Source organism: Streptomyces sp. NBC_01717, assembly GCF_036248255.1.
In the GTDB taxonomy this organism is placed as follows: Bacteria; Actinomycetota; Actinomycetes; order Streptomycetales; family Streptomycetaceae; genus Streptomyces.
The window spans coordinates 108,919-130,177 of record NZ_CP109178.1 but is presented as its reverse complement, the minus strand read 5'-3'; the positions used below and the strand labels follow the sequence as shown (position 1 = coordinate 130,177).

At 67.3% G+C, this 21,259-nt stretch carries 18 protein-coding genes and 3 pseudogenes; 10 read left to right on the top strand and 11 right to left on the bottom strand.

The features are described from left to right. Nucleotides 1-179 precede the first annotated feature (179 nt). Nucleotides 180-425, bottom strand: a complete 246-nt coding sequence (locus OHB49_RS00570) for a helicase associated domain-containing protein (RefSeq protein WP_443079465.1) — start codon at nucleotides 423-425, stop codon at nucleotides 180-182. A 784-nt stretch (nucleotides 426-1,209) separates the two neighbouring features. Between OHB49_RS00570 and OHB49_RS00565 the strand changes: the two genes are divergently transcribed. Further along, on the top strand, nucleotides 1,210-1,443 hold the full coding sequence (locus OHB49_RS00565; protein WP_329156977.1) for a hypothetical protein: 234 nt from the start codon (nucleotides 1,210-1,212) through the stop codon (nucleotides 1,441-1,443). A 705-nt stretch (nucleotides 1,444-2,148) separates the two neighbouring features. Continuing rightward, nucleotides 2,149-2,643 (top strand): hypothetical protein, encoded by a 495-nt coding sequence (locus OHB49_RS00560; protein ID WP_329156976.1) that lies wholly within the window; start codon nucleotides 2,149-2,151, stop codon nucleotides 2,641-2,643. 3 nt (nucleotides 2,644-2,646) lie between these two features. Here OHB49_RS00560 and OHB49_RS45665 read toward each other — a convergent pair. After that, nucleotides 2,647-3,710 (bottom strand): IS630 family transposase gene (locus OHB49_RS45665; RefSeq protein ID WP_443079464.1). Its coding sequence is split into 2 segments (ribosomal slippage): nucleotides 2,647-3,255 and nucleotides 3,258-3,710, totalling 1,062 coding nucleotides; the frame shifts between segments, so codons are not numbered across the junction. Nucleotides 3,711-4,229: 519 nt separating this feature from the next. Continuing rightward, nucleotides 4,230-5,018, bottom strand: a complete 789-nt coding sequence (locus OHB49_RS00545) for an SAM-dependent methyltransferase (protein WP_329156974.1) — start codon at nucleotides 5,016-5,018, stop codon at nucleotides 4,230-4,232. Nucleotides 5,019-5,946: 928 nt separating this feature from the next. Between OHB49_RS00545 and OHB49_RS00540 the strand changes: the two are divergent. After that, nucleotides 5,947-6,159: pseudogene (locus tag OHB49_RS00540) on the top strand (lamin tail domain-containing protein); the annotation flags it as partial. Between the two features lie 36 nt (nucleotides 6,160-6,195). Here the strand turns inward: OHB49_RS00540 and OHB49_RS00535 are convergent. Next, nucleotides 6,196-7,236, bottom strand: a complete 1,041-nt coding sequence (locus OHB49_RS00535; RefSeq protein WP_329156973.1) for a restriction endonuclease — start codon at nucleotides 7,234-7,236, stop codon at nucleotides 6,196-6,198. Nucleotides 7,237-7,550: 314 nt separating this feature from the next. Between OHB49_RS00535 and OHB49_RS00530 the strand changes: the two genes are divergently transcribed. Beyond that, the gene (locus OHB49_RS00530) at nucleotides 7,551-7,796 is read left to right on the top strand and encodes a hypothetical protein (RefSeq protein WP_329156971.1); all 246 of its coding nucleotides are present in this window, start codon (nucleotides 7,551-7,553) and stop codon (nucleotides 7,794-7,796) included. Here OHB49_RS00530 and OHB49_RS00525 read toward each other — a convergent pair. Next, entirely contained in the window at nucleotides 7,740-8,498 is a 759-nt protein-coding gene (locus OHB49_RS00525; protein ID WP_329156969.1) for a hypothetical protein, read from the bottom strand. The two genes, OHB49_RS00530 and OHB49_RS00525, sit on opposite strands and share 57 nt — an antisense overlap. Nucleotides 8,499-8,678: 180 nt before the next feature. Here OHB49_RS00525 and OHB49_RS00520 point away from each other — a divergent pair, with 180 nt between their 5' ends. The 3 genes from OHB49_RS00520 to OHB49_RS00510 all read left to right on the top strand — a co-directional run bounded on the left by OHB49_RS00520 (nucleotide 8,679) and on the right by OHB49_RS00510 (nucleotide 11,029). Continuing rightward, nucleotides 8,679-9,254, top strand: a complete 576-nt coding sequence (locus OHB49_RS00520; protein WP_329156966.1) for a transposase — start codon at nucleotides 8,679-8,681, stop codon at nucleotides 9,252-9,254. A gap of 98 nt (nucleotides 9,255-9,352) precedes the next feature. Then, nucleotides 9,353-10,543, top strand: coding sequence for an IS110 family transposase (locus tag OHB49_RS00515; RefSeq protein WP_329156964.1), 1,191 nt, complete (start codon nucleotides 9,353-9,355; stop codon nucleotides 10,541-10,543). A 15-nt stretch (nucleotides 10,544-10,558) separates the two neighbouring features. Continuing rightward, on the top strand, nucleotides 10,559-11,029 hold the full coding sequence (locus tag OHB49_RS00510) for a transposase (RefSeq protein ID WP_329156961.1): 471 nt from the start codon (nucleotides 10,559-10,561) through the stop codon (nucleotides 11,027-11,029). Nucleotides 11,030-11,249: 220 nt separating this feature from the next. On the opposite strand, the gene OHB49_RS00505 is transcribed toward OHB49_RS00510, so the two are convergent. Continuing rightward, nucleotides 11,250-11,561 carry a hypothetical protein gene (locus tag OHB49_RS00505; RefSeq protein ID WP_329156959.1) on the bottom strand — a complete coding sequence of 104 codons (312 nt, stop codon included), beginning with the start codon at nucleotides 11,559-11,561 and terminating at the stop codon, nucleotides 11,250-11,252. Between the two features lie 490 nt (nucleotides 11,562-12,051). Next, nucleotides 12,052-12,471, bottom strand: a complete 420-nt coding sequence (locus tag OHB49_RS00500; RefSeq protein WP_443079463.1) for a winged helix-turn-helix transcriptional regulator — start codon at nucleotides 12,469-12,471, stop codon at nucleotides 12,052-12,054. On the opposite strand from OHB49_RS00500, the gene OHB49_RS00495 reads away from it, so the two are divergent. Together OHB49_RS00495 and OHB49_RS00490 are read left to right on the top strand one after the other, a co-directional pair. Beyond that, complete coding sequence (locus OHB49_RS00495) at nucleotides 12,395-13,264, top strand: DsbA family oxidoreductase (RefSeq protein ID WP_329156955.1); 870 nt, start codon at nucleotides 12,395-12,397, stop codon at nucleotides 13,262-13,264. The two genes, OHB49_RS00500 and OHB49_RS00495, sit on opposite strands and share 77 nt — an antisense overlap. 111 nt (nucleotides 13,265-13,375) lie before the next feature. Beyond that, the gene (locus tag OHB49_RS00490) at nucleotides 13,376-14,032 is read left to right on the top strand and encodes an FMN-dependent NADH-azoreductase (protein ID WP_329156953.1); all 657 of its coding nucleotides are present in this window, start codon (nucleotides 13,376-13,378) and stop codon (nucleotides 14,030-14,032) included. A 782-nt stretch (nucleotides 14,033-14,814) separates the two neighbouring features. On the opposite strand, the pseudogene OHB49_RS45660 reads toward OHB49_RS00490, so the two are convergent. After that, nucleotides 14,815-14,904, bottom strand: a pseudogene (locus tag OHB49_RS45660) (transposase); the annotation flags it as partial. A 130-nt stretch (nucleotides 14,905-15,034) separates the two neighbouring features. On the opposite strand from OHB49_RS45660, the gene OHB49_RS00485 reads away from it, so the two are divergent. Beyond that, nucleotides 15,035-16,720 (top strand): IS4 family transposase, encoded by a 1,686-nt coding sequence (locus OHB49_RS00485; RefSeq protein ID WP_329156951.1) that lies wholly within the window; start codon nucleotides 15,035-15,037, stop codon nucleotides 16,718-16,720. 17 nt (nucleotides 16,721-16,737) lie between these two features. Here OHB49_RS00485 and OHB49_RS00480 read toward each other — a convergent pair. The 3 genes and pseudogenes from OHB49_RS00480 to OHB49_RS00470 form a co-directional block, all read right to left on the bottom strand. Then, nucleotides 16,738-17,473: pseudogene (locus OHB49_RS00480) on the bottom strand (IS256 family transposase); the annotation flags it as partial. A 122-nt stretch (nucleotides 17,474-17,595) separates the two neighbouring features. Further along, nucleotides 17,596-19,986, bottom strand: a complete 2,391-nt coding sequence (locus OHB49_RS00475; RefSeq protein WP_329156949.1) for a SpoIIE family protein phosphatase — start codon at nucleotides 19,984-19,986, stop codon at nucleotides 17,596-17,598. After that, complete coding sequence (locus OHB49_RS00470) at nucleotides 19,892-21,217, bottom strand: MIP/aquaporin family protein (RefSeq protein ID WP_329156947.1); 1,326 nt, start codon at nucleotides 21,215-21,217, stop codon at nucleotides 19,892-19,894. Before OHB49_RS00470 ends, OHB49_RS00475 begins: the two co-directional genes overlap by 95 nt. Nucleotides 21,218-21,259: the final 42 nt, after the last annotated feature.

The following is a 21,259-nucleotide window of genomic DNA, read 5'->3' as shown; positions in this document are numbered from 1 at the left end:
TTGCCCACGGTCGGGAGCCGGCCCTGGTCGTCGCGCGCAGCATTGCCGTGTCGTGGTCGCTGTTCCACACGTAGTTGCGCCGGCCCAGGTCCGGTGGCTGTCGTCGATGCCCTGCCGGTCATGAATCCGGGCATTTTCCCCCCGCAGCGAGACGCTGAAGGTTCCGCTACGGACAGGGTCTATGGGTTCGTCGGTAGGCCTTCAGTACGCCGCTGCTCGAGCTCCGCGCTCCGCCTGGCGGCGGCTCGTTGGTTTTTCAGCCAGGTGCCGACTTTGTAGCCCTGGTGGGTGGCGTCGGGTGAGGCCAGGAGGTGGCCGTGTTCGGTGGCCCATGCGCGGGTTGCGGTGAGGCCTTCTTCCCAGGCGGCGCGTTCGGGATGAGCAGCGGGACGATTCGGCGGAGGTTTTCGCCCGCTTCTGTCCACAGGGCTATCGGCCGCTCCGCTCGCCGCTCGATGGTGACCCCGCCGTCGATCTCTGCGACCGCGCGGAGACGGGCCAAGGTGCCCACGCCTTCCTTCAGGTGGACCGGCAGGCCGGCCAACCGGTGAGGCTTGAGATCGTCTGCGAGACAGCCGGGATGGTTCCGCAGCTTGTCGCCGCCGCTGATCCGTACGGCGTGCCTGTGTATTCGGGCAGCGGCTTCAATGGGCTGCTGGCGAAACGGGGAGCGGCGCTGCGTGCGGCTGCTGATGGGCACCGTGCGGTGAGGGTTCTCGTCGTCTCTGACTGGGATCAAAGCGGGGTCCACCTGTTCTCCGTACCGGCCGAGGATGTGACCGCGTTCGCTGCCGTTGACGCCCCGGTAAGGAGGTCGTCCGTCGTCTGCACGCTGTTTCTTCGGCGCCCCCGCCGACCACGCCCCGTGAGCCAGCTGGCAAACCATTTCGCAAGCGGCTGGCGCGTCATACGCTGCGTAGATGCCGAAGGAATCGCGCGAGGCCAAGCGGGCACGGAAAGCGGCGGCGAAGGCGGCAGCGCGCGCCCGTGCCGCGAGTATCGTCGCCGGTGAGCTCCCTGACTATTTGCAACAGCAGTTAGCGACCGGGCCAACCCGTCGTATTCCCACGCCGCAGCACAAGGTGGTCCTGGCCCCGCCGGAGCAGCCCGCCAGGGCACTCATCCCCCCGGCAGACACTCCGCTCCGGCCGCGAGAGCGGGAACACTACGCCGGCAACGCACCGCCGCTCTGGGTGAATGGAGATCTTCATGCCGAAGATGACTAGCGGATCTGCCCGGCCGTGGCATCCAGGAATGACGACCGCCTCCAAGGAAGACATCCAGCACATGCGGCCGAAGCAGCGGAACAAGTACCGCCGCCTCGGCTTCACCTGGGCAGAGGTCAAGAAGATCGACCGAGCTATCGGCCTCGGTAAGAGCACGCTCATTCTCAAGACCACGGCCGGGGAAGTCACATTGGAACTCCCTCCCCGCTGGCACTGACACCCGTGCCACCGGTGCCGCATCCCAGCAAGCGTTAGACCTCGAGTGATTGGTGCCGCAGGGTGAGCTCCGTCGTCCCTCGTTCGGCCGTAGCCGGTGGCCCAACTCGGCCGGATCGTCGGCCAGTTCGGGGACGGCGGCGGCCAGGATCGCATTGAGGACGCCGACCGGAACCTGAGCGGCTGGTTCCGCGACGCGATTCTCGAGTTCGTGCCCCTGGGCGAATGGGATGACGTTCTTCTGCGTGCCTGCCAGGGCCCAGGCGAGCCAGGACCGCGCCTGGGTCCGGCAGCAGTTTCCACCGGAGCCGACCCACCGCCTGCATTAGGACGCGAAGAGCCGCGTGTGTTCGTCGGGGACTACCTGGCCGGCCTCGCCCATCACAACGGCGGCACGTGTGCGATAAGCGCCACCTTCCGGGTGACCGACCCCACTGAGGCCCAGGCGATGGAGTGGATGACCGCAACCGTGCGGCATGCGCTGCGCTGGGGCGCGTGCTGCCGGTCCCGGCCTGTCGGCGGCAGGCGTTCGGCGTCCCTCATTTTCGGGCCGGCCGCCCGGATGCCGAGCCCGGCATGGTCACCCTTGTCGTGTACATCGAGGACGACCGGCCGCTACTGAACTTGAATGGGTGATGTCGGGGAACGGTAAGTGTGGTGGTGCCCCGAGCTGCTCCGCCGATGGCTGCTGCGCCAAGATGAGCGCATGACCGAAAGCGAAGCGGATCTGCTGGTGTTGCTGCGCGAGCTCGATGACCCGGAGTGGCTGGAGAGGCCGCAGCACTACGACCGTGGCCAGACCGCAGTCCACTTCGATGTTTTGGTGGCCCGGCTCGAAGGTGACTTTGCAGCTCGCTGCACGGCTGAGCGAGACACCCAAGACTCCAGCGAGTACGGACGCGTCGTCGTGCCCGGGGAGGCAACAGTACGCGGCACCCGGATCGTCGTCTGCGTGAGCAAGTTCGGCTCGCTGGCTCTGGTCTGCGCCGACAACCCGGGCGCCTTCCTCGGAACGGATGACGCCCAGGCCGAGGGCGAGCTGGACGGCGCGGACCTTGCCAAGGTCAACCGAGCACTGGTCGAGCTTGGCTATGTCGTGGTTGCCGAGGAACTGCTGGAGAGCGACTACGACGGGCCGAGCCAACTGCCCTGGCACGTTCAGCGGCCCAGCTGGTGGGATCGCTTCTTCGGCATCTTCTGATGATCACGCCGACAAGGTCAGGCCGGTGCCGGCCAGGCATCCGTCGATCGCCTCCGGCCTGTACTGCAGCATCTTGAGCTTGCGCTTCACAGCGCGGGTGACCTGGCCAAGGTCGGCGGCGGCCAGGTTGCCGATGTCGCGTTTGACCAGGGACCAGATGCCCTCCTGCGGGTTGAGGTCCGGGGCGTAAGTCGGCAGCTGGAACACGGTGAGCCATGAGGCGTTGGCCTCGAAGAACTCCCTCAGTGGCGCGACCAGGTGCATGCGCAAGTTGTCCCACACGAGCACGATCGGGCCGCCGAGCTGTGTATGGGCGCGGATGACCAGGTCGCGGTAGTCCTTCCAGCCGAAGCCCTTCGGTTCGTTCCTGCGGCCCCGGTACTCGCGGATCGCGTAGAACAGACGGGACCGCTCACCCGGCTTATAGCAGGTCATCCCCGCCATGGAAACTCGGCCTGACCCCCGCCCGCGCACGCGGACGACCGGAGTACTACCCCTGCGGCCCCAGGTCCTGGCACGCGGCGGCGTCATCGACTGGCCAGCCTCGTCTTCGAAGACCACCCAACCGCTGTTCGCCGCCGCGGTGCTCTTACCCGCGGCCACACCTCTCTTATCCACAACTCCACCGCGTCGTCGTCACGCTCGATGGCACGCCGCGTCGGCTGCTGCCAGGACCAGCCATAGCGCCGCAGCAGCCGCCACGTGCCCTCCACGGTGTACGAGACGTGGAACAGCCGGCCGATCATCGTCTTAACCCGGGCCAGCGTCCACCGCTGGTCGGCCCACCCGTGTGCCAGCGGACCGCGCTCCAACTCCCTCTCCAACCTGGCCATCTGCGCATCAGATAGTCGGGGGCGACCAGGTGACCCCTTGGAGGCCACTCCGGCATGGCCGCCCTCGCGCCATTGGCGCCGCCAACGTTCCACCGACCGCTCCGAGACCCGCAGCGTGGCAGCGATCTCCCGGGTCTTCCCGCCAGCCTCGAAGCGAGTCACGGCCTGGCGCCGCACCCGCTCCCGCGCGGCTCTCTCGACGTCGGTCAAGCCGCCGCCCTGCGGATATCTCACCGAACGAGGACTACCGAGGCCACCTTCACGCTGTCTGGTGAACAGCCCGACATCACCCGATCAAGTTCAGTACTGGTTCCGCCGTTGGAAAACTACTGCCCACGGGCGACTGGGGCAGCTAGTTTCAGGCCGTATGAGCAAGCATCTCCCCCTGCGTGAGGCCGTGTTGTCGTGGCTCGAGGTACGCGGGCAGCCTGTCGCCGACACCCCAGTCCATCGTGGTATTGATGCTCCAGCCCCACTGGGAGGACGTGGAGAGAGCGGTGGCCGCCGCAGCGCCCAGGAAGGAGCACCTCGACGGTGAACCCGTACGTCTCGGGCAGCGGATCAGTAACGCCCGCCACCGCCCGCATGGCCACCTGCGCCGCACCCGCGGTGTCGGCTGCGATGAGGGCAGCGGCGGCGTCAGTGGCCAGGTGTTTGCCAGCCTCCATGAGTTCCCGTTCCTGGTTGACCCGGTCCAGACTGCGCGCCGCCTGGCGGTCGGCAGAACTTCCAGGCCCACTGCGACGAGCTGGTTCAGCGGATGCGAGCCACTCCTGCGTAGATGCCGCTGTCCTCCGGCTCCGGGGCGCGGGTGGAGGCGAACCAGTCCGTCGCCGTGACCAAGCCAGGTGGCACGAGATCCAGGCCGTCGAAGAAGCGCTCCACTTCCGCGCGTGTGCGGAAGGCGAGCTGGATGCCGCCCTTGGCGTACTCGTCGACGACCAGTTCGGCGAGTTCCGGGAACAGGTCGGATGCGGCGTGTGACAGGATCAGATAGCTGCCCGACGGCAGTGTGTCGACCAGGGCACGGACGATGCCGTGGGCGTCCTGTTCATCGGTGATGAAGTGGATCAGCGCGATGAGCGACAGCGCGATGGGGCGGTCGAACTCCAGGATGTGTTGGGCATGCTGGACAATCGCTTCCGGGTCGCGCACATCGGCCTGGATGTAGTCGGTCGCTCCGCCGGGACCGCTGATCAGCAGGGCCTCGGCGTGGCGCAGCACGATTGGGTCGTTGTCGGTGTAGACGACCTTGGCCGAAGGCACGATGTTCTGCACGATCTGGTGGAGATTCGGCTCGGTCGGAATGCCGGTACCTATGTCCAGGAACTGATCGATGCCCTGTATGGCGAGCCACGCGGCCGCCCTGTGCATGAACTGTCGGTTCTGCCGAGCGGCGTCCCTAGCCTCTGGCGGCAGCTTCTCACCGACCGCCTCGTCGACCGGGTAGTTGCCCTTACCGCCGAGCAGCCAGTCATAGACCCGCGCAGGGTGTGCCTTGCTGGTGTCGATCGGCAGAGACGGCTGTGGGTTGGTCGTCATGGCAGCTCCATCGGGCCGGTGATAGATACAGACCGAGTTCGCGATGATCTTACGCGGAAATCTCATCTGCCTTGTGTGCGCGGCGACTTGAATAGTGCAACTTTCTGCGACGACAGCCAGTGAAGACGCTGCCGGCCGACCGGCCAGCAGCGAAGGCGACACCCGTGATGGTTGGGGCGGAGCTGAAGTCAGCCCCAACCGCCCCGGCATGTCGCCCACGGCATTCGGCGGCCGCGGTACCAGACCTCGGGCGTGATTGGGCGGTAGCGCGGAACGGGCCTGTCACCTCGTATAGGTGATGCCTCCGGAGATCGAGCTGCTGGGGGTACGCGTCGGCCGGGGCCGCTGCGCCCGGCCACCGTCAGCGCGGCGGCGACGAGCGTGCTACGCGTAGGGAGTGCGGGGTCGGTCGTGTGGTCGGAAGCACGCCAGCCACGATCAGGCGTGGGACTTCTGTAGCGCTACGGGCGTGCCTTGTGATCCAGATGCTGTCTTCGATGTCGCGGTATCCGTGGTGGTCGCTGGCATCGCCGACGAGCAGCAGGGCGAAGGGCGGCCCGGTGGCGGTGTAATTGGCGACCTGAGCGGGGTAATCCCGCTCGACAGTTTCGTTGTTCTTCCACCGCGTGGTGCGCCACTTGATCTCGGCGACGAAGCGGCTCCCGAGCTCGGGCGTGTAGATGACATCTGCGCGCCCGCTGGCGACGTCCCACTTCTCCCGTTCCACGCTGCCTGGTGGAAAGAGAGGGCTGATGTGCTGATGGAAGTCGTCCTGGAGGTTCTTCTCGTTCCAGGAGACGACGGTGCCCTCGGCGTTCTTGCGCGTCGGCCCGAGGTAGGCGGTGCGCTCACCGTGGAGGTTGGCTTGGGCGTCGAACCGGTCGTAGAGGAAGCGCAGGAAGTGCTCGAGCAGGGGGTGAAGTAGTGGCTGTCGCTTGGCGACTACGTCAAACTCCGTGGCGGCAACGGCATCGACTCCGACGCCAAGAACGTCGTCTACCGCGACAACTGCAACTTCATGTGGAACAACGACAAGGACACGATCTACCTCTACAAGCCCTCCGGGACCCGCGCGGACGTCCACTCTTACACGAAGAGCAAGAACGACCGCGACGGCAACGGTTACATCACCTACCACTGAACCCGCATAGTCCCGGCTGCCCCCGACCGGTTGGTGTCAGGTGAGGTCGCCTGTCTCCCAGCCGGGTGGCAGTTTGGGTAGGCCGATGAGTGCGTCGATGTCGAGGTGTTCGAGGAGGAGGGCTTTGAGGTGGCGACCGTCGATGAGTTCCATGCGGCCGGTGCGGTGGGCGAAGTCCCAGCTGGCTTTGCCGAACCATGCGGTGGTGACGACGATGCCTTTGGCGGCGGCTTTGTCGTGCATGACGTCGGCGAGTGCGCGTACGGCTTCGGCGGGCACGGCGTTCTTGGTGCGTTTGGCCTGGATGATGCACAGGCCGCCGATGAGGGGTTCCTCGTTGACGGCCACGGCGTCGACTCCGTCGTCGCGGGAGGCTTGGGTGACCCAGGACTTGAGGCCGATCTTCTCGAAGAGGCGCCGGATGAGGTGTTCGAATTCGATGGGATCCAGGGCGACGAGGTCGGGCCGGCTGTCCAGTCCGGCGACGACGTCGCGCTCGGGAGCCAATTTGTACTTGGCGAGGTCGAAGGTGACCACGGGCCGGACGGGTTCCAGGTCGTAGGGGTGCTGGGAGACGATGGCGTTGAGGAAGTGCAGGCTCTGGACCGGGTCGAGTTCCGGCTCGTCGAGGACGAGGTCTTCGAAGGTGTCCCGGCTCGCCCGCAGGCTGATCAGACAGGGCCGGATGGCTTTCCCGGTGGCGCGGTTCTTGGCGTGGACGTGCCCGTTGAACGCCACCACGTCGACCAGTGAGGGCGGGGTCACCGCGAAGGCCTCGTCGATGGCCCTCAAAGCGAGCTGTGCGACGAGGTCTCTGTACATCGCCTTGCGCTCGGCCTCTTTGCGTGGCTGCGGCACCACTGCCGGAGGTGCGGATGCCTTGTACCGGTACTGCGTGACAGCCGGCACTACCACCTGGCCAGGCAGTTCGACTTCCAGGACCAGCTCCCTCGCCTCTGGCGTGAAAGCTGCGCGATGCCCACCGCGAAGGCCGTCGGGGTAGCCAACTGCGCCGAGCGTCTCCTCCACGCAGCCGGTCAGGCCATCCGCGCCACCTTCGCTGAAAGCTTCTTCCACCCGCAGTCGGTACGTGTGAAGACCACCAGGCCGTGTGTGGAGCACGGACATCAGGCGATCCACCTGCGTCTCGACCTCGGTTGTCTTGAGAGTCGCCTCCCGACGCAGGCGGTCGCTCATGTCCTGCTTCGCACGCCTCTCTGCTGCCGCCTTCTCACGTGCTTCGGTCCGCTTCCTCTGCTCAGCCTTGCCCTTGCCGATAACCTCATCCGCCCTGGTGGGGGTGGGTGTGCCGGGTTTCGGGGATGCCGACAGCGATCGCTCGAGCAGGGGCTCTCGCGCTGCCGGCGGTCACTGCGGCATCATGATCGACCGTGCTGCTTCGACTGGCTTACCTCGGTGTGACGAGCACGTTCGCCATGCTGCGCCTGCTGCCGATGAGCGACAGGGACGAGGACATCGAGATCCTCGCCCTGCGCCAACAACTGTCGGTGCTGGAGCGTCAACTCAGCAAGCGTAAGAAGCTGTTGTCTTTCCGATCAGGGGGGACATCGGTTCGAGGATCAGCTGGCTGGACTGCCGTGCAGGCTGCTGAGGTCGTCAGAGCCGATGCGGCGTAGTTCAGGGTGGGCGACGTCGTCGTTGCCGATGACGATGCCTGCTCGCGTGGCGGGGTCGGTCTCGGCCAGGTACTGCCGACATGCTGCGTGGTAGCGGTTATCGAAGGCATCCTCAGCCTGTTCAAGTCCACCGAAGAGCGCGGCGTCCCGCGTAGTGCCGCGCCGGCGGGCGACGAGGAAGCTGGTGTCAGCGAATACGACCTCGTCCCACAGGTGGGCCAGTTCGCTGCGCTGGAGGAAGCTGCCGTCCACAATCAGCACAGCGTCGGTCGGCGCGGTGACTGGGGGTTCGTCGATCTGCTGGTCGCTGGCCAGGTCAATGATGCAACCGCGGTAGCGGCGGTCGCCGCCCGGGCCCAGCGGTGCGAGTACCGTCCGTGCGAACTCGGGAAAGTCGTAGGCGTCCTGGTAGTAGCCGACTGCTGAGTCTCGGCCCTGCCGGTGGCGGTGGGCGCGCGGGTGGTGGAACCCGTCCATGGACAGGTGAATCGCGGGTCGGCCGCGACCGGCGACCGCAGATGCCAGCGCACGAGCCAGGGTCGTCTTCCCTGCGGCGGTGATACCGTCCACCGCGACCCGCAGCGGATGCCCGGGGTCCCGGGCCGCAAGGTGGTCAGCGATCCGGCCAATGACCTGGTCGCGGGTCGGCTGGCCCGAGTGATTGTCAGGCTGGGTCGCACTGGTCTTGATCAGTTCTGCCACCCTGCGGATCCTACAATCTGCTGGCGTCAGTAAGCGCCTGTATCTCTATCGATCAAGAGTGCGACTGTGATCGAAATGTCGGGCCGGGCCGGGTGATCTTCGCTGGCGGGCGCATGAAGGCAGGGCCTCCGGTGCAGTACGAGGGTTGCTGACGCCCAAGTACCCGCCCAGGAGGCCCTGTTGTCACAGTTCTACGCTGTGTCGCCGGTCGAGTTCAACTCGATGCCGTCGGTGTGCGACTGTCTCGCGCATCGGTTCGGGAATGCGGCCGATCATCCGGACCGGGTTCGGGCGTACGGCACGGACATGGCGGACGCCGAGTGGGGCGAGGTCCGGGACGCGTTGCCAGTCCCGGCCTGGCTGGAGGGCCGGGGCGGGCAACCCGAGGCGTACTGCCACCGTCAGATGATCGACGCGATCTTCTACGTCGTCGACAACGGCATCAAGTGGCGGGCGATGCCGGCCGACTTCCCGCCCTGGGACCGGGTCTACGCCTTTCTGCGACGCTGGCGCGAGCGCGGACTCATCGCCGAACTCCACGACCGTCTCCGCGGCAAGGTCAGAGAGGAGGAGGGGCGCTCGCCGGAACCGACGGCCGGAATCATCGACTCTCAGTCGGTCCTACGTTGTTGGTGGGTTGGACGGGCCGTCGTAAGGTCCAGAGGCCCAGAGACACCGGGTATGGCTTTCAGTTGGTTGCCCTCGATGGTTCCCGTCACCTGGCCGCCGGGTGTCTCACGACGACTCGGCCGCTGATTAGGAGCTGCGGGCACCTGCGGGTGTACCGCTGAGTAGGACCACGCTGGCGAGGTCGTTCGGGAAAACAGCGCACACCGACGGAACCGGAGGAACCCGTGCCCCAGATATGGGCAGGCGTGGACATCGGCAAGACCCATCACCACTGCGTGGTCCTGAATGCCGAGGGCACGCGGCTGCTGTCGCGCCGCGTGTTGAACGACGAGCCGGAACTGCTGGCCCTGCTCGCCGACGTGCTGGCCATCGACGAGGACGCCGTGTGGGCGGTCGATGTCGCCGACGGTATGGCCACCTTGCTGATCAGTGTGCTGCTCAACCACGGACAGCAGCTGCTCTACATCCCCGGCCTCGCGGTCAACCGGGCATCCGCCGGCTACCGGGGCACCGGCAAAACCGACGCCAAGGACGCCACCGTCATTGCCGACCAGGCCCGGATGCGCCGGGACCTGACCGTCCTGCGCCCGGACGACGAGCACGCCATCGAGCTGCGGGTCCTCACCAACCGCCGGGCCGACATCAATGCCGACCGCACCCGCCGCATCAACCGCCTGCGCGGGCAACTCACCGGCATCTTCCCGGCGTTGGAGCGAGTCCTGGACCTGGGGAACGTCGGCCCGCTGGTCCTGCTGACCGGTTACCAGACCCCGGGCGCCCTGCGCCGCACCGGCCGCAAGCGGCTGGAGACCTGGCTGCGCAACCGCTCCGTCCGCGGGGCCGAAGTCCTCGCCGAAACCGCCGTCGAGGCGGCCGAGCGCCAGCACACCGCCGTCCCCGGGGAGAAGATCACCGCTCAGGTGATCCACACCCTGGCGAAGGAGGTGATGAGTCTCAACGAGCAGATCACCGAGATCGACAAGCTCATTGCGACCCGGTTTCGCGAGCACGAACTCGCCGAAGTGATCTCCAGCATGCCTGGCATCGGCCCGCTGCTGGGCGCCGAGTTCCTCGCCGCCACCGCCGGCGACATGAGCCGCTACGGCACGGCCGACCGCCTGGCCAGCCTTGCCGGAGTCGCCCCAGTGCCCCGCGACTCGGGCAACGTCATCGGCAACCTGCACCGCCCCCGGCGCTACCACCGCGGCCTGCAACGCGTCTTCTACACCTCCGCGCTCATCAGCATCCGCAGCTGCGACGCGTCCCGCCGCTACTACGAACGCAAGCGCGCCGAGGGCAAGCGGCACACCCAGGCCGTCCTCGCACTGGCCCGGCGACGGGTCAACGTGCTGTGGGCCTTGATTCGTGACGGACGGTGCTTCCAAAGCGAACTCCCTGTCACAGTCGCGGCTTGACAACGTCATTAGGAGGTGAAGGGGGCGGCGACTGTTGCGGCTGCGTCACGCGGCTACGACGGCGGCAAGAAGATCAACGGCCGGAAGCGGCACGTCGTCACCGATTGCCTCGGCCTGCTCCTGGTGGTGAGGGTGACCGCGGCCAGTGTCACCGACCGGGACGCGGCCCGACTGCTCCTGCCCCGCCTGCGGACACGGTTCACGAAGATCAGCCTGGTATGGGCCGACGGCGGATACACCGGCGAGCTCGTCTCCTGGGCGAAGAGGAAACTCCAGCTCACGTTGCAGATCGTCAAGCGCACCGACGACATGGAGGGGTTCGTGGTGTTGCCAAGACGATGGATGGTGGAGCGCACTCTGGGATGGCTGCTCAACTCCCGTCGGCTCGCCCGGGACTACGAGAGCCGCTGCGACACCGCCGAAGCGATGGTCCACTGGTCGATGATCAGGCTGATGACGCGGCAGCTGGCCCGTCCGCGAGCCTGAACTTCCCCGACTGCGTGCGCTGCAGCCAGCCCCGCTCCGCCAGCCGACGGGCCCGCGAGCGCACCACCCCCTCGATCTTCGAAGGCGTCAGCTCGATCCCCATCGCCTGCGCGATCTCCTTGCAGGCCATGGGTTCTTGGCCTGCACTCCTCGCCTCGGCAAGCACCGCCAGGATCCGCTGATGCTCCACCGCCAGCGCACGAACGTCGAAACCCGCCCGCTACCGCGGCACGATCGATCCCGGCCGCGCCGCCACCACTGGCTTCGCCGACCTCCCTTCCGCCGCCACGGCCGGGTCGGACACCCCCGGCTCAGCGACGGAGACCACAGGCGCAGCCAACTCCGAGCCTTCCGTTGGATATTGCCCGGCCAGCACCCCACTGACCCGCCGCTGCGAGATCACCAGTTCCTGCCAGTCGGTCTCCGCCTCATGCAGCTCGGCAAGCAGACGGTCGGTCTGCTCGCGCAATACCTCCACCCGCTGCCGGGCGGCACGCTCCTCGTCCTCCAACAGCCCCATCACCGACGGCATCGACAGCACCCTTCCAAGCCGGGACAACACGACACGCCATCCCTGCCACAGGATCCCGGACATTATGCCTGACCAGCGGAAACCTACCGATCACGTACGGAAAGACAACAGCTTCTGAGGTTTTCGGCAGGGGCAGGGTCGGCAGCCCAGTCGAACAACTCCATTCGGCACCGGCCCCACCCCGTGCCGCTGCGCCGAGCATCTGATCCTGCACGCCAACCACGCTGGCGCCAGCCGCTTCGCGGTGGACGCCGACGGAACGCACATCGGGCGCGGATACCGGGACCGGGCCGCGGCTACCGAGGCGCTGGCCCAGAGCTGCGTCTGCCCGCCGGACTGCTGGAGCGGGCGCGCACGGTCTCGTGCACTTCTTCTACTCCGGCAGTGCCACCGGATACACCGATTACCCACCTCTGACGGACTGAGCGCCTCACCTGCAGAGTATGGCTACGGTAGAACCGCTCCGTGTGCGTTCATCGGGCGTCGAGGTTCAGCCCTTGCCTGCCGCAGAGACCAAACCTTCGGCAAATACCGTGCGATTGTGGTGGATCTCCTTGTGGTTGTCCACCGCCCAGGCTGCCAGGTCGAGTACCACCCGCAGCAGGCTGCGGCCGAGGGGTGTGAGCTCGTACTCGACACGAGGCGGGACCTCGGGATAGGCGGTGCGCGACACGATCCCGTCCTGCGCCAGTTGTTGCAGAGTGAGGGTGAGCATCCGCTGCGAGATCCCGGGGATCGCGTGGGAGAGCTCGGAGTAACGCAACGCGCCGGCATCGAGGGTGCCGACAACGAGAACGCTCCATTTGTCCCCGACGCGGTCGAGAACATGGCGGATGAAGTCCGCCTCGTGGTCGTCCCAGTGTGAGCAGGGTCCGGGCACCCGCCGGACCGCGGAACGTACACCTGCCACGAGGCCTCCTTCACGCACATTGATGTGCATTTTGTACCGATCTCGATACTCACACATGATGTGGCTACACACAAATTGTGAGAGGAGAACGCGCATGCGTATCGAGATGTGGTCGGACATCGTCTGCCCGATCTGCGGGGTCACTCAGCACCGGCTCCGGAACGCGGTGGCCGAGTTCGACCACGGCGACGAGGTGGAGCTGATCCACCGCTCCTTCCAGGTCCACCCGGGGATACCGCCCGAGGGCATCACCCAGACCCAGCTCAGCCGCGACGCGGGCATGACGGTCGCCCGGATGGAGGCGATCCTGCGACCGGTCGAGATCTCGGCCGAAGCCGAAGGCTTCGGCGACTACCACGCGATCGACCGCACGCTCGGGCCGACCGATCGGACACACGAGCTGCTTGCCTACGCCACCGACCAGGGCAAACACCACGAGGCGTGGGTCGGCATGTTCAAGGCTCACTTCGGCACCAACCGGCAGCTCTGGACGGTGAAGCAGCTGGTCGAATTCGCCGGCGAGATCGGCCTGGATCAGGATGAGGCCCGTGCTGTGCTCGAGTCCCGTCACTACCGGCGCCAGGTCGAGGACGAGCAGGTGCGCGCCCAGCAGATGGGCGCGCACGGCACGCCGTTCATCGTGATCGACGGAAAGTACGGCATCGCAGGAGGAGTCGACACGCCCGCGCTCGTCCGCACCATGGATCGTGTATGGGCGGAGACCCGGCCCGTGCTGAGCATGCCCTTTGGCGAGGGTGATCAATGCCGAGTCGGTGGCGGCTGCGCCAGCTGATCGCGTGACCAGAGTCGGACCCCTTGACGACCCGTCCCGCGCGAGCGGGCGGGCCCGCATCCCCGCCGCTGCCAGGCGAGGGCCCCGTAACGACACGAAAGAACCATCACCATGTCCTACTTGCTGCGCATCGACTCCTCTGCCTCTAGCGATGCCTCCTTCTCCCGACAGGTCGCCGATTCCTTCACCGGTGCCTGGAGCGGCGATGTCGTCCGCCGCGACCTCGCACTCAATCCCATCGGTCACCTGGACGCGGCCGGCATCACCGCCCGCACCACACCTGCCGACCAGCACACCCCTGAGCAGAAGGCCGCAGCCGTCCTGCAGGACGAACTGGCTGAGGAGTTCCTCGGCGCGAGCGCTTACCTGTTCGCCGTGCCGGTGTACAACTACTCAATGCCCTCGGTCTTCAAGGCGTGGCTGGACCACATCATGATCGTCGGTCGGAGCATAGGCTTGGGCGACGCCACCGCCACTGCGGGCCGTCCCGCCGTCATCGTCTCCGCCCGTGGCGGCGGCTACGGCCCCGGCTCTCCCCAACACGGCAAGGACTTCCTCGTCCCCGCCCTGGAGACCATCCTTGGCGACCCGAACCTGATGGCCCTGGATGTCCGCACCATCACGCCCGAGCTGACCTACGCGCTCACCATGGAGCCACTCAGGCACCTGCTGCCCCTGCACCAGGCCTCCCTGGAGAACGCGCACGCCCGGGCACGCCAGCAGGCCGAAGACATCACCAAGATCACCGCCGCCAAGGCGGCCATCTGACCACCTGCGAGCCAGGGGCGCCTGACCGTCTCCTGGCCACAGGTACCCGTGCCGGCGCCCAGGCCTGTTCCTGAGCGAAAGAGCCTCAAGCTGATACCCGAGGACGCCCACGAGGCCACTCCGCGGAAGCTCTCGCGCGCCTCGGCCCAAGGACCTCGCCTCGGTGAGCGCCCGGTGGACCGCACGACCGACTCCGATCTCGCCCCGCAGGAACTGCGCGTCCTGGTGGCGGTCTCGGACACCGGGGGTTTCTTGGCCCGGCCGACACACTCGGTCTGAGCCAGTCCGCGGACGCCCAGGTCACGCACTCGGCCTGATCAGCCTCACCGCTGAAGGCTCACACCCTGCGGGACCGTAGCCCAAGCTCCGCGGTCACCATCGTGAGCACTTCCGACTTCCGAGAACGGCACCCGCTGGTCCGGCAGGGAACAGCTGCCGAGGCATCAGATGGTGTCTGATCCCAGTGCTGAGTTCCTCAAAGGCAGTACACATAGCGGTGGCGTAAGCGGCGGGTGGGTGGGGTGGGTCTGCCCCAGATCCAGGGGCGGGCTCGGGCGTTGAGCTGGGCTGTCGCAAGGCGGGTGGCCTGGTCGATCTCATCGGGGCCGACGGTGAGTCTGTGGATCGTTGTCCAGGCTGCCCGCTCGGTCAGCGCTTGGGCCCACTCTTCGAGATTGTCTCCGGCATCGTGGAAGAGCCACGAGTCGAAGCTTCCCAGGGCCTCCAGGGCGGTGCGAGTCCGTATCGAAGATCGCAGTGGACCTGCACGTAGTGGTCGTGATTTGGACGGTCGTTCGCGGCCAGACGGTCTCGACCGCGTCGGGAAGTCCCTTGAGCCCGTCGCAGACCAGCATGAGGACGTCGGTCACGCCCAATGCCGCGTCGTTAAGCCAGCCCGACGGCCGTCAAGACGGATGTCCCCGCGTGTTGCGCGGACATGGGAACGGGACCTCGGGTAGAGCAGGGGATCGACCAAGATCTACCTGCTGTGAAGAGGTCCCGTTGCCCGACCAGTGTGCCATCGCCACGCCCAAATCCCCTGGCCTCGGGCGCGAGTCCGTCTTCGATCCGGGGCACTTGGGTGAGCTGACCCGATACCTTCCCGTCGAGCTCGTCGACGAGGTCCTGGAGGAAACCCGTACGCTCCAGAGGCGCTTGCGACGGCTTCCCTCCCGGGTCGGGGTGTACTTCGTGCTCGCCCTGGCACTCTTCCCGTCGCTGGGCTATCTACGGGTCTGGGGCAAGCTGACGGCCGGGTTCCGGAAGGGTGGTCCGCATCGGCCCAGCGAGAAGGCCCTTCGTGATCTGCGCCGCCGACTGGGGCCGGCGCCGCTCAAAACCCTGTTCGAGATGGTTGCTGGCCCGATCGCGCAGCCCACGACCGCGGGGGTCCGCTACCGCTCCTGGCGGACCGTCGCCTTCGACGGGTGCAGCGCGGTCAAGGTCCCCGATCACGAGCGGAACCGGGCCTGGCTCGGGAAGGTCCGGACGCGCCTGGGGTGGGCTGGTTACCCCACGCTTCGGCTGATGGCACTGTGCGAGACCGGGACGCGTGGCCTGATCGGTGCGGTGTTCGGCCCAATCAGCCAGTACGAGACCACCTACGCCCGGCAACTGCTGCCTCTGCTGAACAAGACCATGCTCCTGCTGGCCGACCGAGGATTTGACGCCGACGGCTTCCTTACGGAAACCGCCGAAACCGGCGCCCAGTTCGTCATCCGCGTGACGGCCCGCCGTCGTCCGGCCGTCCTCGCCGTTCTCCCCGACGGCTCCTACCTGACCCGGCTCGGCAACCTGAAGATCCGCATCATCGACGCGGAGATCACAATGACCACCAGCAGCGGCGAACGGGTCCATGACCGATACCGGATCGCCACCACTCTCCTGGACCACCACCGCGACCCCGCGAAGACACTGGTCCGCCTCTATCACGAGCGCTGGGAAGTCGAGTCCGCCTTCTACTCCCTGCGCCACACCATGCTGGACGGGACCGTGCTGAGGTCCTCGGACCCATCCGGCCTGCACCAGGAGATGTGGGCCCAGCTGACCGTCTACCAAGTCCTACGGATCGCTATGGTCGACGCCGTGGAGTCACAGCCCGGGACCGATCCGGACCGCGCCAGCTTCACCATCGCGTTGGAGACCGCCCGCGAGCAGATCATCCTCACCGGCGCGCGAGCGGGAGACCTCCGCAGAGCATCTCTCCCCGTGCTGATCGGCGCCATCGGCACTGCTGTTCTGGGTGGCCTCCGTCCCTCACGCCGCCCCCGCACAAGCGCCCGAGCGGTCAAGGCCGCCCGTTCCCGCTACCCCACCCAGCCGACCGAGCCCCGCCCCCGCAGGAGCCGCAACATCACCGGACTGACCGTTCTACTCCGTCCCGCACCAAACACCCCACCGCCGCCCTCACCCGACGATCCACTGGACAGGCGCAAGGCCGTCCGCGGGTTCAGGCCGACCGGAGCGGGCCATCGAAACCGCGTCTTCCATCTCCTGTCCACCGACCCCGAGCGGACCTGGCGCCCCCTGGAGGTCGCCACCATCCTGAAGATCGAAAACGCTCGGAGCTTCGCGACACAGATGAGCCAGTGGGCAGCCGAAGGACTCCTCCACAAGGTCGGATACGGGACCTACACCCTCGCGGAAGCCTGGAAAACAACCACCTTGACGGCCGTCGGGCTGGCTTAACGACGCGGCATTGCGGTCACGCCGCGGTTCTTGATCTCGGTGAGGATGTGCATCCAGTGCATGGCGCCCTCGCCGCCGTCGCCGGCCCACGGCCCCAGGATGTCCCGCCGACCCTCCGCTGTGACGGCCAGGGCCACGTAGATCGGTCGGTTCGCCACGGCGCCGTCGCGGATCTTCACGTGGATCGCGTCGATGAAGATCACCGGGTAGACGGCGTCGAGGGGCCGGTTCTGCCATTCAGCCATGCCGTCCATGACCTTGTCGGTGATCGTGGAGATTGTCTGGCGGGAGACTTCGGCTCCGTAGACCTCTGGCCAGGTGGGCCTGGACCTTCACGGGTCGTCAGGCCCTTGGCGGACAGCGAGATGACCATCTCGTCCACGCCGGACAGGCGCTTCTGCCGCTTGCGGACGATCTTCGGCTTGAAAGATCCGTCACGGTCGCGGGGAACGGACATCTCCACCGGGCCGACGTCCGTGAGCACGGTCTTGCCACGGGTGCCGTTGCGGGAGTTCCCGCCGTTCCTCCCGGCCGGGTCGTGCTTGTCATAGCCGAGGTGGTCGGTGATCTCGCCCTCGAGAGCCGACTCCACTTCGACAGCTGTTGCAGCAGCCCGCCCTCACCGGTCAGCTGCAGAGGCCCGGCCTGGGCACGACCCACCAACTCGTCGATCAGTTGGTCATCCAACCCCTTCGCCGGCTGCGGCTCAGCCGCCTTGACGGACTCGGCCTCAGTCACGTTGTCACTGGTCACCGATGCATCTTCCTTGATCAGGAGTTACACCGAACGATTTACAGTCCCGCTCCCAAGGCAGGGAGAGGGCCGTGACAGGACGGACACCGGCAGAGCGGCGACGACGCCCGGGCGGGTGAGCCTCATGGGGTGGGTGTCAGTTGCTGTTCGGCCCAAATGAGTTTGCCGTCCGGTGCGCAGCGGGTTCCCCATCTGTGGGACAGCTGCTTGACGAGGAGGATGCCGCGGCCGTTCTCGTCGGTGGCGCGGGGGTGGCGCAGACGCGGGTGGCTGTGGCTGGTGTCGGAGACCTCGCAGGTCAGCACCTCGTGCCGGATGAGGCGCAAGCCGATCGTGCTGTTGCAGTCTCCGTTGCCGTGACGGACGGCGTTGGTGACCAGTTCGCTGACGATCAGTTGTGTGGACTCGATCAGGTGCTCCAGTCCCCATTGGGTCAGTTGGCGGGTGGCCAGGGCCCGGGCACGGCTGACGACGGCCGGGGCGTCCGGAAGCTGCCACGAGGACACCTGGTGCGGGCTGAGTGAGCGGGTCCGTGCGAGGAGCAGGGTGACGTCGTCGTTCGGTGCCCTGGTGGGCAGCGTGTCCACGGCGGACGAGCACAGGTCTTCCAGCGGGAGGCCGGGTTGCGCCAGGGCGGTGGCCAGGCGGTTCATGCCGACGTCGATGTCCTGGTTGCGGGCCTCGACCAGGCCGTCGGTGTAGAGGGCGAGCACGCTTCCCTCGGGTAGTTCCAGTGTCACGGACTCGAAGGGGACGAGCCCGAGGCCGAGCGGGGCTCCGCTGGGCAGATCGGGGAAGGTGACGCCGCCGTGCGGGTCGATGATCGCGGGCGGGGGGTGGCCGGCCCGCGCCATCGTGCAGCACCGGGTGACCGGGTCGTAGACGGCGTACAGACATGTGGCGGCCATCGTCGCGGTGGCTGGGTCCAGGGGGTCGGCTTCCGCCTCGGCGAGGCGGATGACCTGCTCGTCGAGGCGGGCCAGCAGTTCGTCGGGAGGCATATCCATGTCGGCCAGTGTGTGTACGGCGGTGCGGAGCTGGCCCATGGTCGCCGCGGCGTTGATGCCATGCCCGACCACGTCGCCGACGACCAGGGCCACCCGGGCGCCGGACAGCGGGATCACATCGAACCAGTCGCCCCCGACGCCATGGTGGCTGTCGGCCGGCAGGTAACGCCAGGCCACGTCGGCAGCGGACCCGCCCGTTGCGCGTTGGGGGAGCAGGAAGCGCTGCAGGGCAAGGGCCGCGGAGCGTTCGCGCGCGTATTGGCGGGCGTTGTCCAGGGCCAGCGCGGCCCAGCTGACGAGCTCCTCGGCCAGAAGCAGGTCGTCCTCCTCGAACGGCAGACGATCCTGCATCCGCACGAACACCGCCACGCCCAGCACGGCGCCCCGCGCGTGGATCGGGACGACCATCAATGAGTGCATCCGGTGTGCGCGGATCTTCTCGGCCCGCGCCGGGTCGTGGTGGTCCAGCCACGTGCCGGGAGAGGTATCCAGGATCGGTTCGAAGTGGGACTTGCCAGAGCGTAGGACGCTGGTGAAGGGCGACGTCGGTGGGACGAAGACCGGCTTTCCCCGCGCGAACAGGGACTCCGGGGACGCCTGGTGGATCGAGGCCAGCCCCGCGCGGCAGAAGGCGGGGATGCGTCCGCCCTGCGGGCCGAGCCGGGCCAAGGGCTCCTTGCCGAGCGGGACCGACTCCGCAAGGTCGACGGTGACGAAGTCCGCAAGGAACGGCACCGTGAGGTCGGCCAGTTCCTGCCCGGTCCGCATGACATCCAGGGTGGTTCCGATCCGCGTACTGGCCTCGCCCAGGATCGCGAGACGCTCCCGCGCCTGTCGGCTTTCGGTGACATCCACGCTCACGGTACACACGCCCAGCGCACGGCCCTGTGCGTCGTCAAGACGGAAGAAGGAGGCCGCCAACGCGTGTTCCCGGCGCACATTCGTCGGCAGGAAAGCCTCGTATTCCACGTTGATGGTCGGGACGCCGCTCTCCAGCACCTGGCGCATCAGCGCCTCGAGCGTTTCGGTCCCCGGGCCGGGCGCCGCCTCCGTCAGCCTGCGCCCGAGCCGCTGTTGGAGAGGGATGCCGTCCTGGAAGCCCTGGGTGTCGTTCACCCAGGTGCAGCGCAGTCGGGCGTCGCGTATCACGACACCGATCGGCAGGTTGCTCGGGAGGCGCAGCGCGGCCGGGAGCGACTCCACCCCCGATCCGTCCGTCGCCCACGAGGGAAGCGTGGCCTCGTCGGTCGCCAATACGACCCACCGGGCTCGGCGGTCCGGTCCGGACAGCGACTGCACGTACAGGCGGACGTCGATCCTGCGGCCGTCACGGTGACGGACGTCCGTGGAGCCGGACCAGCTACCCGGGGCACTGCTCTGCTCCGAGAACGCCGATGCCTTCACCCGGTCCTCAGTAGCCGCTAGCAGGACGGCCGCGGACCGGCCCACCACTTCCGCGGCCGAGTAGCCGACAAGCCGCTGGGCGGCCTGAGTCCACCCGACCACCGTCCCCTCCGCGTCGAGCAGAGCTATTGCCGCGCCGACCGCCTCGAAGCCCCTCTGAACTGCGGAGATTGCCGATTCTGTGGAACTGTTCATCGATCATGCCTTCCGTGTCCCCCGTGATGAGGTGCCCCGGGTTCTCGGCCGTTCGGTGTGCCGGTAGGCCCGGGGCAGGATGCGATAGAGCGCGGCGTCGTCGACTGTCTTGGGGCGGATCGCTGAGAAGTGCAGCGAGGCGGGCCCCGGCGGGGGTGAGCTGTTCGCGCAGCGTGTCGGCGAGCCGCGGAAGCGGGTCGTAGGACACGTCGGCCGCGGGCACCTCGGGTGGGGCGCCCCGAGTGCTCCCGTCGGCCGGTCCGGACAGGGCCTCCGTCGGGGCCGGTGTGGGACGTGAGGACCTTCGGCGTACGCCGGCGGCAGGGATACTCACTTCAGGTGACGACCTCCTGCTCGGCGTCACCTGCACATCTTGTGTCAGGGGCCGGCGCGTGTGGAACCGCTGGGTGAGAAGGTGGTGGACCAGGGCCCCGAGAACCGCTCCCAGGACCGGCGCAATCAGATAGATCCACAGATAGGTGGTCTGCCCGGAGAGTGCGGCAGGACCGAACTGGCGGGCGGGGTTGATCGAGCACCCGCTGAGGGGGCCAAGGAGAGCGATCACCAGCCCGACGGACAGTCCGATGACGTACGGCAGCAGGCGAACATAGCCAGGACGGGCTACGAAGTACCCGACGACAAGGATCAGGACCATCATGCTTCCCGCCTCGGCGAGAAAGACCGACGCGGGCTGCCAAGAGGGTGCGGGCCTGATCGCGGCGTGAGCGACCGACGGGAGGGAGACCGCACGCCCCCACACCAGGCGCCCGAGACCCGTTCCCGCCGCGGAACCCGCAAGTTGAGCGAGCACGTAGGGCAGGACACTGCGACCGGGGAAGGCGTCCATCAGCCACAGGGCGACCGTCACGGCGGGATTCATGTGCCCCCCGCTGCGTCGGCCGGACGGGGTGAAGATCAGCCCGGTGAGGATGGTCCCGCTGAGAACGCCGATGACAGCGAGTGCGACGTCCAGGTCGGCGATGTAAAAGGTGGAGCCTGGATCACGCAGCCACCGGACGACAGTCATCGCGACGAACAGCAGGACGGTGGTGAGCGCGAACTCGTCGGCGGCACGCGCCAGGCGCGGTGCGTGCTCCGGGAGGCGTTCCTTGCTCTCCTGCGCTCCGTTCGGCGTCATACCTGCAACGCTACGCACCCAGTGGTACGGGAGTAGGGTCCA